This window comes from Paenibacillus sp. OSY-SE, assembly GCF_000283315.1.
Taxonomy (GTDB): Bacteria; Bacillota; Bacilli; order Paenibacillales; family Paenibacillaceae; genus Paenibacillus_B; species Paenibacillus_B profundus.
In genome coordinates, this window is record NZ_ALKF01000198.1 from 1 (window position 1) to 16,638 (window position 16,638).

Sequence of the window (16,638 nt, forward strand, 5' to 3'; positions counted from 1 at the left end):
TCGTCCGAATGGTCGAAGTCCCGAAGGATGATCCGAGCGTGACTCGTATTTTAAAAGCCATTAGATAAGCACCCCGCCATTATTGGCGGGTTTTGTTTGCTTCTTTGCTGACGGTCGTTTGAATTCGGTTCCACTGTTTGGCGATCACTTGCTGCATGACCGGGGAATTTGCAGCCAATTCAACAGGATTTTTAATGTTCAGACGAGCGAAGTCTAGATCCGATATCGTTTTAAATGTTTCTCCGCGCCGTATTTTTTTGTACACTTCCGCCATGCTCAACCCCAACACATCCCATATCTGTCGTGAATGTCAAATATACAAGTTGTTCTTTTCTATTGTATTCCCCTAATTATCCAAAATCTACACGGTACACTCCCTCGACGAGCCCGTTCTGCTCTCATCTGATGAATTTGCCCTCCAATTTATTTGTGTCATTTTGCGAAAAACAGGAACTTTCATTCGACGATATCCGTAAATCCGTTATACTGGTATCATACTGCATTCCATTTTGCACGATATAACCGGATAACTGGAGGGTTGATTGTGAAACATGCGCAACGCCTATTCCTGCTTATGATTGTGATGTGTCTCGCCTTTCCAAGCATCATCGCGGCAGCCAACATCCCCGCCAAAAAGGGGCTCATACAGGATACAGCCAAAATGCTTTCCAAAGAAGCGATACCCCAAATCGAAAAGGCGGCTCAAGGCAAGCTGTACACCTTCTATGTGCTGACAATTGCCAATCTGGGCGGAGCGGATCCCGCTTCATATGCGACAGACGTCTACACGAAATGGGACCTTGGCACGGACGACATCCTGCTTCTCTTGTCCAAGGAAGACCGCCGCATAGAAATGAACTTCAACAACGCCATGCTGCAAGAAAAGATCGATGCGCTTCCGAATGACTTGAATGGCGACGGAAAGACGGATCAGAAGCTGACAGAATTTGTCGATGCGAACTTCATCCCTCATGCCAAAGAAGGCAATTTCGCAAAAGCATCAATTCAGCTGATGAAGGCAACCCACGCGTTGAAGCCGGTGGAACCCGTTGCGAGCGAAACAGGAACAGAGGCCAAGCCAAGCGCGAACGAGCAGGCGCCGGCGGTACAGGACGAATCTTCGGTGCAGCAGCATTCAACGGAGCATGCTTCGCCTTCATCAGAGAAACAAGTGAAGCCCGAACTTACCGTTAGCGCCAAAATCAATTGGAGCTTGGTCATTGCAGTTGCCGTCACCCTGCTTCTGCTAGCGGCTCTCGCTGAAATCGGATTTCAGGCGCTGCGCCTGCGCGGGATACGCAAGAAGCTTCCGAAGCTAATGGTTCAAGCCAATCATGGAATGGAAGGCATTCAGCCTTTTGTCGGCCTGTCTCAAGGTGAAACGCTGCAAACAGCCAAGTCCATCGATCATCAACTGTCGAATATGCTGGTTCGGCTCAATGGATTGGAGCAATCGCTCCTGCGCATTCAAATGAGGGAATGGTTGCTGCCGCGCCTGCGCAAGCGGCTCAAGTCCGCTCTGACCGAGATTGCCGAAATGACAGGGCAGGCAACGGAGCTCGCCCAGCAGGTCACTCACATCGAAGAGGTGGATCGCACGTTGAAGCAGACGATTGCCGATGCGGACAGCCGCTTGGACACGCTAAAGACGGCGCTGGCCGCAGAACAAGCGAACCGCGGCTGGCCGCTCGGGGGGCTTGGAATCCGTCAGGATGCGATCGAAGCCGAGCTTGGAAAGAGCAAGCAGCTGGAAATCTTCGATCCGCTCGGCGCGGAGCATCGGGTCAACCATGCCAATGAAACGCTGCTGCGGCTGGAACAGGATGTCTCCTCCATTTCTTCGTTTGCCGATTTATACCGGAGCTTTCCGAATGAAATGGGAGCATGCAGGCAACGCTTCGAACAAATTATACAGGAACATCGCCTCAAGCTCGTTCGAATCGATCCGTACGGCCATGTCGAGCAGGCGCGCCAAGCAAATGAACAAATGCTCGCCTGCCTGCAGCAGGGGGAAATGTCTGGAGCCGCGCAGCAGGTGGAACTCATGCGCCAGCTCTTGAGCGAAGCCGTGCAAATGACGCAACGGCAGGCGGATTTAAAAATCAAAAATGCGAGCGATATCGCTTTAATCGTATCGAAGCTTGCCGGCTATCCCCAGCAGGACGAACAGCTTCAAGGTCTGACCGAACGGGTCCGGCGGATGTACCGGACGAAGCATTGGGAACAGGCATGGCACGATTATCGGGATAAGGTGCCGTACACAGCAGATATCGCAGAGTCGCTGCGTCAAGTGCAGCACTGGTGCGATGAGGAAGTTCAAGAATATGAGATGGCACGGAAAGAGCTTGACCAGATGCTTCATACGCTAGCGGAACTGGATGAACGGGCCGAGCATTACTCTCAGCTGGTACGCAAGCTCGATAGCATGCTGGAGGAAGCAAGACGGAAGCAGGCTGCGGCTGAAACCGCATATGCCAAAGGGCGGCAGGCGATATCCCGGCACAGACTTGTGCATGTCTGGAGCCGTCAGGAAAACAGCTTGGCGAAATTGCAATCCGGCTTGCAGCAGCTGTTCGCCGACGAGCCATACGATCTTGTTCTCTTGGCCGAAGTCAGCAATCAGTTCGTGGCCGAGGCGGAGCAATATTTAGGGGAAATCGAACGGGCAGTCGTTCAAAAGCGGAACGCCGAGCGCGAAATCGATAAATTGGAAAGCCGCTACCATTCCGTCCATTCGCGGGTCAGACGCAAAATAAACGTGTCTCCGTATCAGTCGCAATATTCCAGCGTGAACAACGAAATCAGTCATCTCATGCGGTTAGGCGCCTACGATCAAGCTGCCCGGAGCGCCGCTACATTGGCTGGCATCATCACGGCGATGGACCGGGCATACGATGAGGTCATCCGCGAGGAACGCCGACAGGAAGAGAGGCGCCGTGAAGCCGAACGACGGGAACGAGAGCGGGAACGAGAACGGGAACGTCAAGCGCAACAACGCAACAACCAGTCTTCAAGCGGCTCCAGTTGGATCGGTGGCAGCAATTCTTCCGGCGGCTCCAGCTGGGGCGATAGCAGCAACTCTTCCAGCGGCTCCAATTGGAGCAACAAAAACAACAATTCTTCCGGCGGTTCGAACTGGTAGCATTGCTCCAAAACGGAATGATACCCACCAGCCTTCACCCAAGTATTGAGCTTGGGTGAAGGCTGCTTCTTTTCGGCCGGTCAGCACACAGAATTACAATGTGCCTGCCGCAATTCGCCCTCGGAACAGCACCGCCTTCCGAACCGCTCTTCTCGCCACCGCCTCGGCCGAGCAGCTTGCGTCTACCAATACGAGGTTTGCTTCATCTCCTGCTGCGGGCCAGACTCGCTTCCCTTCCTTATCAAGCGGGGTTATCCCTCCCGTAATAAAGCCTAGCGTCTCCGCAAGCTTCTGCTCCGTCACTCTGCCGAATCGTTCCGCCAGCCGCCCGGCACGCTCCAGAATGTCCCCGGTGCCGAATGGCGACCACGAATCATATATATTGTCGCAACCGACTGCGAGCGATACACCCTTCTCATGCAAGAAATTCACCGGTGGCATCGTGCGGGCGAGCGGAACACTTGTCACAATGGTAACCCCATACTCGGACAGCATCTGTGCGATGTCATCCGCTTCTTGACCAGCCGCATCCCCTAACGCAAAGGCGTGGCTAACCACCACGCGGCCCTGCCAGCCTGCTTCCCCGGCAAGTTCGCACAGCCTCTTTATCGTCTGCAGGCCGACTGCTCCGCCATCATGCAGATGCAGATCAATGTCCGCATCACCCTGCACTGCAATGTCCATCATCGTCTGCAAGGACGTCTCCATGTCGCCATCAACCGTCGCTGGATCGACGCCGCCGATGAGGTCCGCACCGCGCCGGACTGCTTCACGCAACAAATCGCCGCAATCTGTCCGGAGCAGTCCGTGCTGCGGGAACGCGACAATCTCGCAGGTCAACCTGTCATCGTACTCCGCCAACACTTCTTGCACCTCTTCCAGATGACGCAGGCCGACTTCCGGGTAAATGTCCACATGCGTGCGGATATGAGTGGATCCTGCATTGAGCAGCCTCTCAACAAGTATTCGCGCTCTATCCTTCATCGTGGTAGACAAGTGTGGCAGCACGTTCTTCTCAATCTCGAACCGTTCCAAAATGTTCGCTGCCGGTCGTACGGCTCTCCATTCATCACCCAATATCGTCTTATCTAAATGGCAGTGCTTCTCGACAAATGCAGGAAGCGCCAGCAGACCGCGGGCGCTCCGTCGCGGCAAGTCATCATCTAAGCGCATGCTGGCTGGAACAATTCTAGAGATGCGTCCTTGCTCAATAAGCAAATGGCTCGGTTCGATCATCGTACCCGCAATCACTCCAGCTTCATATCGAAAGCTGTGCTCTAACGATACATCAGTCAGCCAATATTTCGCTTCCATCCTCGTTCATCCTCTCACAATTTATCATCAACTATTGCTTGATTACATGCTACCACGCCCAAAAGTATATAAAAAATATTTATAATATCTATTTTGCATATGTATTGTGTATACTTCATCAATGTAAAAGCCCCTATCAAGGTCTTTCAAAGATGAAACAAAACGTTCCGTGTGTGCGGTGGCGCGTTCAGACTGACGGGGATTCGCTTCATCCAACCCTTTGCTTCAATCTCCCCGTCCTTCAGTAGGCTGCATGCCTACGGACGACTCTGGTTAACCGCCAACACAATCGGCCGCTTCATAGAATGATATACGAAAAGGCAATGTGACTTATCCTCGTCGTTATCTCTTCTGACTGTATGGGAGAATGGAGATAAGGGCCATTGTACGGCAGCTCGACTTTTTATCATTTTTATAATGAAAGAAAAACCTGGCCAAGTGGCCAGGTTTGGCGGTATTCCCATTCAAGTTGAGCGATGACATGACATAATGAATCAAGCTACCTCACCGGAATATAGATCCAGATTACGGACTCCTCGTTCTCTGTTCCGCGGAAATCGTCCCCATACATCTCAAAATCATCACGATTATCCAGTTCGTATGACGTACTGTACAACCATGTTCCCCAAATGTATTCGTAACTGTCCCTTAGCAAGGCAGTCGGCCCTCGGTGCCGGAACACCGCGTATTTTCCACATTGAATCGTATATACCAACATGCCGGAAGGGATATCGCCGCATTCAGCGCATTCAAAGCCGACGAATTGCGTAAACTCCGTATCTTCCGTCAAATCGTGCACCGGCATCGCGTCCATCGCCTGACATATGCCGTAGGCGGTACCGCCTGCGCCTGCATTCGTCAACTCCTGCCGCCGCCGAACGAGCTCGGACCACATCAGCGGAATGCGGTTGTCGCGTAAATTCGTGCGTCCCTGCAGGCCGACAAGGGAAATCGCGGTTGTCAGCTCTGTAAGTTCCGGTTCAATGCTGATGTTATCGAAACGGTGCTGCAGCCGCCGGCCGACAAGCGCCCCCTTCTCATTGACGACAGGACGAGCGCTTTTGCGGCGAAATCCGTTCGGGGTGAAACCGAACACTTTCTTGAATGCCCTGCCGAACGCCTCCTGCGATTCGAATTGATAATCAAGCGCGATGTCCAGAATCGGCCGCTGTCCAGCCAATAGTTCCAGTGCCGCTTCCGTCAGCCGCCGCCTGCGAATATAGTCCCCAATCGTCTCTCCGGTCATCACATGAAAGATACGGTGAAAATGATAGTAAGAGACATGCACGGATCGCGACACATCTTCTGCAAGAAGCGGCTGCTTCAGATTAGTCTCAATGTACTGAACAGCACTTTCTATCAAGGACAGATCCATGCCGGTGCCTCCTTTTTTTCGTTATACTAGCTTCCAGAAGTCGGGACCTGCCTCCCGATGCTCCACCTGTACATTCACCTTCGCAAAAGGAAGCTGTTCCCCCATCCGTAAAGTATACCACGGGTTCATGAGCGGCGAACCGAAGCAAACGTCCAGCGAACGTTCCTCAAGATCAAAGAGGACGGAATGCAGCGTGCCGAACCATTGGCGGTAATTGTGCACGGTCAGGCCGTGCGGATACTCAGTCTCTACCATCGCTTTCAAGTCTTGCTTGCCAACCGAATCCTGCTTCTCGAGCATGTCATTCAACAGTCTGTGACGGATGACGGAATGGTTCAACTTGCGCGGTTCGAGCCGTTCCACTTCCGCAAACAGAGGATGGTTCGTCGCAGTAACATACGGCTGACTGGAGCTCCCGTCCGTGTCATGTACCGCCAGCTTGCCATCGAACGTCTCGATGAGCGCAGCCGCCCCTGACGGATCTGCTATAATCAGGTTCATGTTCGAGGCGATTGGCATGTCCCGAATCGCATCCACCGCTTCTGCCGTGCTCCGGCACTGCTCCAGCACCGTGCGCACGACTGCCCAGAACTGCAATCCGCGCACCTTCGCAGGCCGCATGCCCTGCACTTCACCTACTGGCTGCCCGCAAGCCGAGAACGTGACGCATAGACCATGCTCGTTCATGCCTTCGGTGCGCCCGAACAACGATGCGGAGAATCCTGTATGCCGATACAGACCTTGAATGTCCGTATAGCAAAGCCGCATATCCGTAAGCTCCGGCGATAAATCATAATTGCGCAGCACGTAAGTCCGGCCATCCGTTGATTTGCCCGGCAGCACGGCGCAGTGGCTACAGCCCGCCTGAATGTCCGTCCCTGCATAATAGGCCATCCGCCCGGGATCCAGACCTATCGCCTCGGCCGCGCCGTGAATCTCGTCATTGATGCCAGGGCAATACTGGTCCAGTAGCTTAATCGTCTCACGCAGCCGCGGCTCCGGCAGGCGCTCCTGCAATGCTATCATGGGCATAAAAGCCGGATGTTCCACGGCAAACATGCCTTGCTGCTTGCCTGCTTCCTTGCTTGTTCCATTCAACTGTGCGAAATAACCTGTGACCTCTTGCATTCTGTATCCTCCTCTTTCCTGTTCAACAGGATATCTTCATTGTATAAAAGCAGGCTGCGGCCGTTTGGACCGTTTTTGCTGTTTTGCCGCTGCGAGTTGTTATATAGGAAAAACATATATTATATTAAAAATACGAATGAAGAGGATATGAAAGTACAAGAAATAGATCAGTATGGCGCGGTTCATGCGCCAAAGGGAGGCATCTGCACAATGGACATTAGACAATTGCGCTATTTTATTGCGATTGCCGAGGAGCGGCAGATTACGGCTGCGGCGAACCGGCTTCATATAGCCCAGCCCCCGCTCAGCCAGCAGCTGAAGCAAATGGAGACCGAGCTCGGCGTAACGCTCGTCCTGCGAAACGGAAGGACTCTGGAGTTGACGGAAGCAGGGCGGTCCCTGTATCGTCATGCGCTGCACATAACGAAACGGATGGATGAATCTGCGGCAGAAGTGAAGGAAATCGGCAACGGTCTGCGCGGTCAGCTGACGATCGGCGTAAACACGCTATCGAATGTCCGGCTGCCGGCGCTCCTGCGCGCCTTCAGGGCGACCTGCCCGAACATCACGTACTCGATCCGGCAGAACGAGTCAGCCCAGCTGTGCAGCATGGTCAAGGATCGGACGCTCGAGCTTGCCATCGTCTGGCTTCCGCTCGAGCTGAGCGATTTCACCGTCCTGCACTTGCCTGCAGAGCCGTTCTATTATATTACTTCAGAACCTCCTGCTTCCAACTCTGCATCCGTGACGTTCGAGGATATTGCGCATCGGCCGCTTATTCTGCCGAGCACGCAGGGACTTGGGGTATATTACACGATAATGGAACAGTTTGCGCGCCGACAGCTGACGCCGGACATCGTCTGCGAATGCTCTGATATTGCGATGTTAATGACGTTGGTGTCATCCGGCTTCGGAGCAGCCGTCGTACCCGCATCCGTGTTGCGCCTGCAGCCATTCTCCGGCATTCATTCGCTGGAGATCGAAGGATCACAGCCTGCATCCTCCGCGCTCATCTGGCTGAAGGATCATTATGTCTCGAAGAGCGCGCGCAGCTTCATCGAACTGTTGAAGAACACGCAGGAATAAGGAGTAACAGCTTTCTTTCGGAACTCGCCATAGACGGTTGATGCAGCGCCATATCCTTCACTTGTCCGTCTGTATCTGCCGCTCTAACTGCAGGCTGGAAACCAAGCGGCAGCAGTTGGCTTAGCATAAGCAGCACCGCCAACCTTGCTCCAATTCTTCGTGGAACCCTCCCTCGCCTTTCATGCCACTCACCTTTCCCATGTGGAGTAGTAAAGCGCATTGTAAGCGCTCGCGGTTAAAGATAAAATGGTATTGCCGAAAGGTAAATTTGTTATTTTCAGATGGGTTGTGTTTATTTGTGATTTGGGACAAAATCCGCAACGACGAGCACATCCATATGTCGGGCCGAACGAAGAATCGCACCCACTACGGACCCGTGCAGCAGCGCATGCAGCCATCCGCGTTTAGATTGGCCGATAATGATTTGCGTGCTCTTTTTTTCGTTGGCCTTGTTCAGCAGCAGCTGCGGAATGTCCCGCGGAGAATGGGACGCATGCGCTTCGAATGTTCCGCCCAGACGCTTGGTCAATGCTCGCAAGCTCTCCAGCCGCGGATGCAGCGATTCGGGAATGCTCATCTCGTCATGGACATATGTGACGATCCATTCCGCCTTCAAGCGATAGGCAATGCGGAACCCCCTCCGAATAAGCCGCTCTGCATTCGGGCTGGCCGTCACGCCGACGAAGATGACCTCTCGTCTTCGCCATGGACCGCGCAAGGAGTCGTTGCGATCCCAAGACTCCAGCTTCTCATCGACATCGTCCGCGATTTCCCGCAGCGCCAGCTCGCGCAGTGCGATGAGATTGCCGGTCTTGAAAAAGTGGTTCAACGCTTGATCCACCTTGTTCAGCGCATAAATCTTCCCTTCCCTCATGCGCTGCTGCAGTGATTTCGGCGCTACGTCAATCAGCTCCACCTCGTCTGCCATATTCAAAATACTATCCGGCACCGTTTCCCGAACCCGGACCCCGGTAATTTGTTCGATCGCGTCGTTCAAGCTTTCCAAATGCTGCACATTGACCGTAGAGATGACCGAAATGCCTGCGTCCAGGATGGCTGATACGTCTTCGTACCGTTTTTTGCGCTTGCTTCCCGGCACATTCGTATGGGCCAGCTCATCGACCAGCACAACTTCGGGATTGCGCCGGATTATCGCTTCTGTATCCATCTCTTCGAGCTCAAATTCGCGATAACGCACCTGTTGACGCGGAATCGCGCACAGATCTCCCACCTGCTCCATCGTCTCTTGACGTTCATGCGTTTCCAGAAGACCGATGACGACATCGATCCCTTTGCGCAGCAAATCGTTCCCTTCGCGCAGCATTGTGTACGTCTTTCCAACACCTGGGGCCGCGCCAATATATACTTTAAACGTCCCTCGCTTCATCTGTTTAATTTTTTGCTCCATTTCTTTATTGCTCAGCCTGCGGTACCAATCGCGTTCCGACTCCTGATCATTGCGCTTCGTGGGAAGAATCCGCTCACCTTCCTTATTCGAGCGGTCAGCTACGAAAAAAACGTCGATGTTGTGGATTCGTGTCAATACATTGTTGACGATCGAACCCCGCCAGAACTCTTGCCAAGGCGTCTGCTTCGAATGGCCGATAACGATACGCGTGGCGTTATGCTCCATCGCGTACCGGACCAGCACCTTCGGAATGGCTCTGCGTGAAGGCACATGCAGTTCTTCGAATGAGGCCCCGATTTTGTCGGTCAGCTTCAATATAGAGCGCTTGAATGCTGCCGCGTCCTTCGTGAGCGGCCGCTGCGGATTCACAAGGGATACAACCCATAGGTCGCCATTCAATCGCTTGGCAATCTGTTGTCCGCGGCGGACATGAATGGAGCCGTTCCAATAGTACTGGGCAGATACCAAAATTCGTTCAGCCGTGCCGGAAGGCCCTGCCAAGCCTAACTGTTCCCTGTGCTTCTGCAGAGACTCATTCACATCTTCAGCTACAAGTCTGAGTGCCAATTCCCGCAATTTACCCAAGTTCCCGCGCTGGAACAGCGAGGCATCGGAATGATATCCTAGATTGCCTTCAGACACCCTCGTCAAAATCGTCTCCGGCGTGACGTCAATCAATCTCACTTCGTCCGCGAGATTGAGCACATCCGCCGACACCGTCTCCTCTACCGCAATACCGGTCAAGCGGCGGGCGATCTCTGTCGCCCCTTCCAATTCATACACGTTAACTGTAGTGATGACGCTGATTCCGTGCTGCAACAAATAGCGAATGTCTTCTTCACGTGTCGCAAACGGGGCACCTTTGCGGTTGCGGTGAGCCAGGCCATCGGTCAGCACGACTTCCGGATTCCGTTCGATGAGCGCATCCACGTTCAAATCTTTGCGTTCCACGCCGCCTTTGTGCCAGTGCATGCTCGGTATCCGTTCCAAGTCGCCGATTTGCTCGATCGTTTCCGGTCTTTGATTCGTAGATACAGCGCAAATGACGATATCAATACCTTGCTTCTTCAACATCTGTCCTTCGCGCAGCATATGATACGTCTTCCCCGAGCCGCTGACTGGACCGATATATACTTTTAATTTCCCGCGCCGGATGTCAGAGATGGATGCAAGAATTTCCTCTGGAGCTCTACGGCGAAAGCTGTCCATTGAAGTTTCCCCTTTCCAGCAATTGTCCAAGTCGCAACTTTACAAATATTAATAAAAAAAATCGACTGCGGTGCCCGCTCTTTATGCAGCGCTTGCTCCACAGATGTGAAGCAGGGCGCTCAACCAAGTAATGGAAGCGGCTTTATTTTTTCATCATCTCATCTACAGCCAAGTTCAGCTTCAGCACATTGACCCGCGGTTCGCCAAAGAGGCCAAGCGAGCGCCCTTCGGTATGCTGCGCAACGATCTTGTCGAGCTCGGCTGCTGGAATTCCCGTCAGCTTGCTTATTCGTGGAATTTGCACTTCCGCCGAATCCGGAGTGATGTGAGGATCCAATCCTGAGCCCGAATTCGTAATCAAATCTGCCGGCAGCTCGCTTACCGGCACATCGGGATTGCTCTTCTGCCAATCCGCAACCGATTGCTGCACCCGCTTCACCAGTTCAGGATTAGACGGACCGTAGTTGTTCGATCCCGATGCATCCGCCGCATATTCAATGCTGGATACGCGTCCTTGGAAATAATGCGGGTCCGTAAATTTCTGCCCGATTAATTCCGATCCGATAATTCCGCCTTCCGCATTCTTGATGAAGCTTCCTTCCGCATAGCCGGGCATAAGGAGCTGTGCCAGACCAGTGCATACTAATGGATAAATAATTCCGCACATAATAATAAACAAAATGCCGATTCTGACAATCGAAAATAGATAAGAGCTTCCGGAAACATCCGCTGCCGTTTGATTAGTCATTGGTTTCATCCTTTTTCATTCCTCTCTATATCCATAGATTTACGGCCATATCGATAAGCTTGATGCCAATGAACGGAACGATAATTCCGCCCAGACCGTAAATGATGATGTTGCGGCTCAACAGCTGCGACGAGCTCATCGGTTTGTACGTTACACCTTTCATCGCCAACGGAATGAGCAGCGGAATAATGATCGCATTGAAGATTAACGCCGACAAAATCGCCGAAGTCGGGGAACCTAGTCCCATTATGTTCAAAGCCTCCATCTGCGGAATTGCAAGTGTGAACATCGCCGGGATAATGGCAAAATACTTCGCCACGTCGTTCGCAATACTGAAGGTTGTCAGTGCGCCGCGCGTCATAAGCAACTGCTTGCCGATTGCGACCACTTCGATAATTTTGGACGGGTCGGAGTCTAGATCGACCATGTTCGCCGCTTCTTTCGCCGCCACGGTGCCGCTGTTCATCGCAAGTCCCACATCCGCTTGCGCCAAGGCTGGCGCATCATTCGTCCCGTCACCGGTCATAGCGACCAGCTTTCCTTCAGCTTGTTCGCGGCGAATGACCGCAATTTTGTCTTCCGGCTTGCTCTCCGCAATGAAATCATCCACGCCTGCTTCCCGTGCAATCGTGGCAGCGGTAAGCGGATTGTCGCCCGTGCACATAATCGTCTTGATGCCCATTTTGCGCAGCTGGTCGAACCGTTCCTTCATGCCCGGCTTCACCGTATCCTTCAAATAAATGATGCCGTACATGACATTGTCGACAGCGACTGCCAGCGGCGTGCCGCCCTCCCGCGCAACCGCGTTCGCTTTGTCATCCAAGTCGGCGGGAATGACACCGCCTTGCGCAGCCACCCATGTCTTCACGGCGTCAACCGCCCCTTTGCGCACTTGGCGTCCATCCAGTAAATCGATGCCGCTCATCCGAGTTTCCGCTTTGAATTCGATAAATTCGCCGCCTTCCGCAAGAGAGGCTTCATACGAAAGCTGCTGTTTCTTCATCAGCTCGATGACCGATCGACCCTCCGGCGTTTCATCCTTCACCGAGCTGATCGCTGCCCATTCTGCTACTGCAGCGAGCGATTGGTCGCAGACAGGAATGAATTCGCTTGCCATCCGGTTCCCGAACGTAATCGTGCCGGTCTTATCGAGAATCATCGTATTAATATCTCCAGCCGCTTCTACCGCTTTACCGGACATCGCCAGTACGTTGAATTGGGTCACGCGGTCCATCCCGGCGATCCCGATAGCGGACAACAGCCCGCCAATCGTCGTCGGAATGAGGCAGACAAGCAGGGAAATGAGCACTGGAATTTCCAATTCGATTCCTAAATAATTCGCTATCGGGGCAAGCGTCACGACAACGATGAGGAAAATGAGCGTCAAGCTGATAAGCAACGTGTTCAATGCGATTTCGTTCGGCGTTTTCTGCCGCTTCGCCCCTTCGACGAGCGATATCATCCGATCCATGAACGATTCGCCCGGGTCACTCGTAATCTTCACCGTAATCTTGTCGCTGACGACCCGAGTGCCGCCGGTGACGGAACTGAAATCTCCGCCCGCTTCCTTGATGACCGGGGCCGATTCACCGGTAATCGCGGATTCATCAACCGAAGCCAGACCTTTAATAACTTCACCGTCACCCGGAATCATTTCGCCTTGCGCTACGATGACGATATCCCCTTTACGCAGTTCGGCCAACGATACAACCTTGATTCCATTGCCGACTACTTTGTTCGCGACGATATCTTTCTTCGCCTTCTTCAACGAATCCGCCTGCGCCTTGCCCCGCCCTTCGGCGAGGGCCTCTGCGAAGTTGGCGAACAGCACGGTAAACAACAAAATAAAGAACACGGTCACGTTAAAACCGATACGCTCCTCCGCGCCAAAAACTTCTGGCAAAAGCACCATGAGAAGAACGACGAGCGTTCCCAATTCAACCACGAACATGACCGGATTTTTCATCATGATTACGGGATTGAGCTTCTTAATACTATCTATCGCAGCTTGCTTGATCAATTCGCCGGTTAACAACGATTTTTTGTTGGCTGAGTTCATTTCCGTTTCACCTCATCTACTAGTTCCTGATCAAAAGGGATATTATTGAACAACCTCTACTATCGGAGTGTCAGATGTTCCGCAATGGGTCCCAATACAAGCACGGGCAAGAAGGTCAGTGCGCCGATAATGAACACGGTTCCGACGAGGATGGCCGTATACAGCGCATTGTCCGTACGAAACGTTCCGATCGTTTCTGGTATCCACTGCTTCTTAACCATCGAGCCTGCTACACCGAGCAGCGCAATAATCGAGATATACCGTCCGAACAGCATAACCAGGCCCGTAGAAATATTCCAAAATGGCGTGTTGTCTGCCAGCCCCTCGAATCCAGATCCATTGTTTGCTGCCGACGACGTAAACTCATACAGCACTTGAGAGATGCCGTGATAACCCGGATTGGTTATGGATCCCCTGCCCAAATCGGTCAGGAAAGCGATCGCCGTTGGAACTAAAATAATGAACGGATGGGCCAAAATAGCAATCGCCACCAGCTTCATTTCCCTGGCCTCAATCTTGCGCCCCAGAAATTCCGGCGTTCTCCCGACCATAAGACCGCACAAGAACACGCCCAGTATGGCATACATCAACATATTGACCAAGCCGACACCGTCTCCGCCGAACACGCAGTTCAGCATCATTTGCCCCAGCGGCACTAAGCCGCCGAGCGGCGTTAATGTATCATGCATATTGTTGACTGTGCCGGTCGTAGCTGCCGTCGTTACGGTCGTGAATAGGGCGGATTGGGCAATGCCGAAGCGCACCTCCTTCCCCTCCATGCTGCCTTGCGCAGCATCGATGCCAAGTGCGTTTATCGCCGGATTGCCTTGGCTTTCCGCATAATAGGCCAGCGACAAAAACATGAGAAACAGCATGCTCATCGCACCGAAGATGACCCACCCTTGCTTCTGATTGCGGGCAAATTTGCCGAAGGTGTAAGTCAATGCAGCCGGGATGCACCACATCGATAATATCTCAATCACATTCGTAAGCGGGTTCGGGTTCTCGAACGGATGAGAGGAGTTCACCCCGAAAAATCCGCCGCCGTTCGTACCCAAGTGCTTAATCGACACCAGCGAGGCAACCGGGCCCCGCGCAATTGATTGCACGTCTCCTTGCAGCGTTGTCGCCTGCACCGTAGCCCCGAAGGTTTGCGGAACTTGCAATGCAACAAGAATAAGCGTCACAACAACTGCGAGTGGCAGCAGTAAGCGCGTATGCGCCTTGACAAAGTCAACGAAAAAGTTGCCAAGCGTATTTCCTTTGGACGTAATCCCGCGAATAAAGGCGATGGCCACGACGATACCGGTGGCCGCTGACGTGAACATCATCATCATAATGACCGCCATTTGCGAGAAATAGGTCAGCCCGGATTCACCGCTGTAATGCTGTAAATTCGTGTTTGTCATAAAGCTGATAATCGTATTGAACGAGAGTGTCGGCTCCATATTGTCGATGCCGTTCGGATTCAGCGGCAGCAGCTTCTGCACTCGCAAAATGATATATCCTAGCACGACCAGCACAATGTTGGTCAAAATCAAACTGAGCGTATATTTCTTCCACGACATGCTGGAGCGGTTCTTCAGACCCGCAATGCCATAAATGACATTCTCGAACGGTGTAAACAGCTTGTCGGTCCGGTTCGGTTGATTAGAGAACACATGGTACATATAGCTCCCTAATGGTTTGACAAGTAGAAGCAGCAGAATAAGAACCGCCGCAATTTGCAAAATCCCCATGGATAGGCTCCCCCTCTAATGTATAAGTCCGTCGTTCGGTTAAAATTTTTCCGGATGAATCAGCGCGTAAATTAAGTACAGGAACAGAAACACGATACAAATGGTGAGGAACATCATCGTTCGTCTCCTCCCGTTTGTTCGACAACTTTGCCGCACCATGCCAAAAATCCGCAGAACATGGAAAAGGCAAGGGCTAGAGCAGCAATCATATATAGATCAGACATGTGACAACCTCTCTTCATTAGCATTGTTTTTAACACGCAATCGTGCTCTCACGCCCAAAAAAGGCAATAAAAAAGAAACCTGCGAGAAAAGGAACTTTCTCGTGGTTTCCGGGCACAGTCTATTAAACCGTGTCACACACGACGATCGTTGCCTCTCTCCGTACGCTTACGAGGTTAGCTGACGGATTCGGGCGCGAGAGTCGCCCTACCGACAGTGAACTGTCGGATTCACCCCGTGAGCTCGGTCAACTATGCGCCCAAGCTCGTTGGTTCCCCCGCTTTCTGCTTTACAGAAATTAAGCGATAAATTTGAAAAGGTACAAGCTATGATTTTCATTATTTTCATGGGAAGACAATAAAAAGCCACAGAGGCATAAACCCTGTGGCCGATTAATCGATCACGAGTCCTCATCCTCTCTCCTACGCTTACGAGGTTAGCTGACGGATTCGGGCAGTGAGAGTTGCCCTACCCCGGAATTAGACCCATGGAATCCAATTCCGCAGGATTCACCCCATGACCGTTCTCCGACTCTCACATCGGAATTCGATCAGATGTTGGTTCCCCCGCTTTCTGCTGTGCAGAAATTAAGCGATTCAGAATGCTGAACGGATAATTTAATTCATGAACGTATATTACGTCTCGGCAGTTACTTTGTAAAGCAGCCAAATTTCCAAAAATGACTAGAAAACGGCAGCTTTTGGTCTGCCAAAATCGATTTACACTTCTAAATCCATTTATCGCGTTCATTATCTCGTTCTTGCTCGGTATTTCAGAATACTTCCTCTATAGGGCGCATCATATGAGCACAGTCTCCCTTCACCCATTTTGCGCAGAAATCGTGATGCGGTTTCTGCATTTTCAGAAAACATTAGCTTTTCGAAGAAACAACCGTAAAATCGCGAAATAAACAGTTCCTATTTGTAAACAAAACCAATTTCCCAGCCGATTCGATGAAAATATACGGTTTTTTAACTGTTTTCACATTGTACAAAGCATAAAGGAAAGGAGTAAGATACGTGTCGTACACCATCATTCTTTCGATCGCTGAATTCTTGAAGCAAGGAGCGGGGGACCCATCAGGACCTTTTCTGACTTGGTTTAACTTGGTCCATCGGGGTGAATCCGATTGGCAAGCTTGCCGTCGGCAGGGCGACTCCTACGTCCGAATCCGTCAGCTAACCTCGTAAGCGTAGCGGGAGAGGCAC

The 16,638-nt window shown here is 52.2% G+C and carries 11 protein-coding genes and 3 riboswitches; of the genes, 2 read left to right on the forward strand and 9 right to left on the reverse strand.

Annotated elements, in window-relative coordinates; genetic code table 11:
* Positions 1-79: 79 nt before the first annotated feature.
* Complete coding sequence (locus A372_RS0124380; protein WP_019423532.1) at positions 80-280, reverse strand: hypothetical protein; 201 nt, start codon at positions 278-280, stop codon at positions 80-82.
* A gap of 264 nt (positions 281-544) precedes the next feature.
* On the opposite strand from A372_RS0124380, the gene A372_RS0124385 reads away from it, so the two are divergent.
* Positions 545-3,142, forward strand: a complete 2,598-nt coding sequence (locus A372_RS0124385; protein WP_019423533.1) for a TPM domain-containing protein — start codon at positions 545-547, stop codon at positions 3,140-3,142.
* Between the two features lie 93 nt (positions 3,143-3,235).
* Here A372_RS0124385 and A372_RS0124390 read toward each other — a convergent pair whose 3' ends face one another.
* From A372_RS0124390 to A372_RS0124400, 3 genes are all read right to left on the reverse strand, one after another.
* Positions 3,236-4,456: an amidohydrolase gene (locus A372_RS0124390; RefSeq protein ID WP_019423534.1), complete on the reverse strand. Its 1,221-nt coding sequence runs from the start codon at positions 4,454-4,456 to the stop codon at positions 3,236-3,238.
* Between the two features lie 499 nt (positions 4,457-4,955).
* A complete protein-coding gene (locus A372_RS0124395) occupies positions 4,956-5,831 on the reverse strand; it encodes an AraC family transcriptional regulator (protein WP_019423535.1) in 876 nt (291 codons plus the stop codon).
* Between the two features lie 21 nt (positions 5,832-5,852).
* On the reverse strand, positions 5,853-6,959 hold the full coding sequence (locus A372_RS0124400) for a C45 family autoproteolytic acyltransferase/hydolase (protein ID WP_019423536.1): 1,107 nt from the start codon (positions 6,957-6,959) through the stop codon (positions 5,853-5,855).
* 210 nt (positions 6,960-7,169) lie between these two features.
* Between A372_RS0124400 and A372_RS0124405 the strand changes: the two genes are divergently transcribed.
* The gene (locus tag A372_RS0124405) at positions 7,170-8,045 is read left to right on the forward strand and encodes a LysR family transcriptional regulator (protein WP_026011272.1); all 876 of its coding nucleotides are present in this window, start codon (positions 7,170-7,172) and stop codon (positions 8,043-8,045) included.
* Between the two features lie 292 nt (positions 8,046-8,337).
* Here A372_RS0124405 and A372_RS0124410 read toward each other — a convergent pair whose 3' ends face one another.
* The 5 genes from A372_RS0124410 to kdpF all read right to left on the reverse strand — a co-directional run bounded on the left by A372_RS0124410 (position 8,338) and on the right by kdpF (position 15,367).
* Positions 8,338-10,662, reverse strand: a complete 2,325-nt coding sequence (locus A372_RS0124410; protein WP_019423538.1) for a universal stress protein — start codon at positions 10,660-10,662, stop codon at positions 8,338-8,340.
* Between the two features lie 142 nt (positions 10,663-10,804).
* On the reverse strand, positions 10,805-11,410 hold the full coding sequence (gene kdpC / locus A372_RS0124415) for a potassium-transporting ATPase subunit KdpC (protein WP_019423539.1): 606 nt from the start codon (positions 11,408-11,410) through the stop codon (positions 10,805-10,807).
* 25 nt (positions 11,411-11,435) lie between these two features.
* Entirely contained in the window at positions 11,436-13,469 is a 2,034-nt protein-coding gene (kdpB, locus tag A372_RS0124420; protein WP_019423540.1) for a potassium-transporting ATPase subunit KdpB, read from the reverse strand.
* Between the two features lie 59 nt (positions 13,470-13,528).
* Positions 13,529-15,208, reverse strand: a complete 1,680-nt coding sequence (kdpA, locus tag A372_RS0124425) for a potassium-transporting ATPase subunit KdpA (RefSeq protein WP_019423541.1) — start codon at positions 15,206-15,208, stop codon at positions 13,529-13,531.
* A 39-nt stretch (positions 15,209-15,247) separates the two neighbouring features.
* Positions 15,248-15,367, reverse strand: a complete 120-nt coding sequence (gene kdpF / locus A372_RS39675; protein ID WP_083858935.1) for a K(+)-transporting ATPase subunit F — start codon at positions 15,365-15,367, stop codon at positions 15,248-15,250.
* A gap of 212 nt (positions 15,368-15,579) precedes the next feature.
* Positions 15,580-15,745: riboswitch (cyclic di-AMP (ydaO/yuaA leader) on the reverse strand.
* A gap of 95 nt (positions 15,746-15,840) precedes the next feature.
* A riboswitch (cyclic di-AMP (ydaO/yuaA leader) is annotated at positions 15,841-16,034 on the reverse strand.
* 431 nt (positions 16,035-16,465) lie between these two features.
* Positions 16,466-16,637, forward strand: a riboswitch (cyclic di-AMP (ydaO/yuaA leader).
* Position 16,638 lies beyond the last annotated feature (1 nt).

What these genes read in the sequence shown, in the direction of transcription:
- A372_RS0124395 (WP_019423535.1), bottom strand. Translation starts at nt 5,831, where the DNA reads ATGGATCTGTCCTTGATAGAAAGTGCTGTTCAGTACATTGAGACTAAT.
- kdpC (WP_019423539.1), bottom strand. Translation starts at nt 11,410, where the DNA reads ATGACTAATCAAACGGCAGCGGATGTTTCCGGAAGCTCTTATCTATTT.
- kdpF (WP_083858935.1), bottom strand. Translation starts at nt 15,367, where the DNA reads ATGGTGCGGCAAAGTTGTCGAACAAACGGGAGGAGACGAACGATGATG.
- A372_RS0124410 (WP_019423538.1), bottom strand. Translation starts at nt 10,662, where the DNA reads ATGGACAGCTTTCGCCGTAGAGCTCCAGAGGAAATTCTTGCATCCATC.
- kdpA (WP_019423541.1), bottom strand. Translation starts at nt 15,208, where the DNA reads ATGGGGATTTTGCAAATTGCGGCGGTTCTTATTCTGCTGCTTCTACTT.
- kdpB (WP_019423540.1), bottom strand. Translation starts at nt 13,469, where the DNA reads ATGAACTCAGCCAACAAAAAATCGTTGTTAACCGGCGAATTGATCAAG.
- A372_RS0124400 (WP_019423536.1), bottom strand. Translation starts at nt 6,959, where the DNA reads ATGCAAGAGGTCACAGGTTATTTCGCACAGTTGAATGGAACAAGCAAG.
- A372_RS0124390 (WP_019423534.1), bottom strand. Translation starts at nt 4,456, where the DNA reads ATGGAAGCGAAATATTGGCTGACTGATGTATCGTTAGAGCACAGCTTT.
- A372_RS0124405 (WP_026011272.1), top strand. Translation starts at nt 7,170, where the DNA reads ATGGACATTAGACAATTGCGCTATTTTATTGCGATTGCCGAGGAGCGG.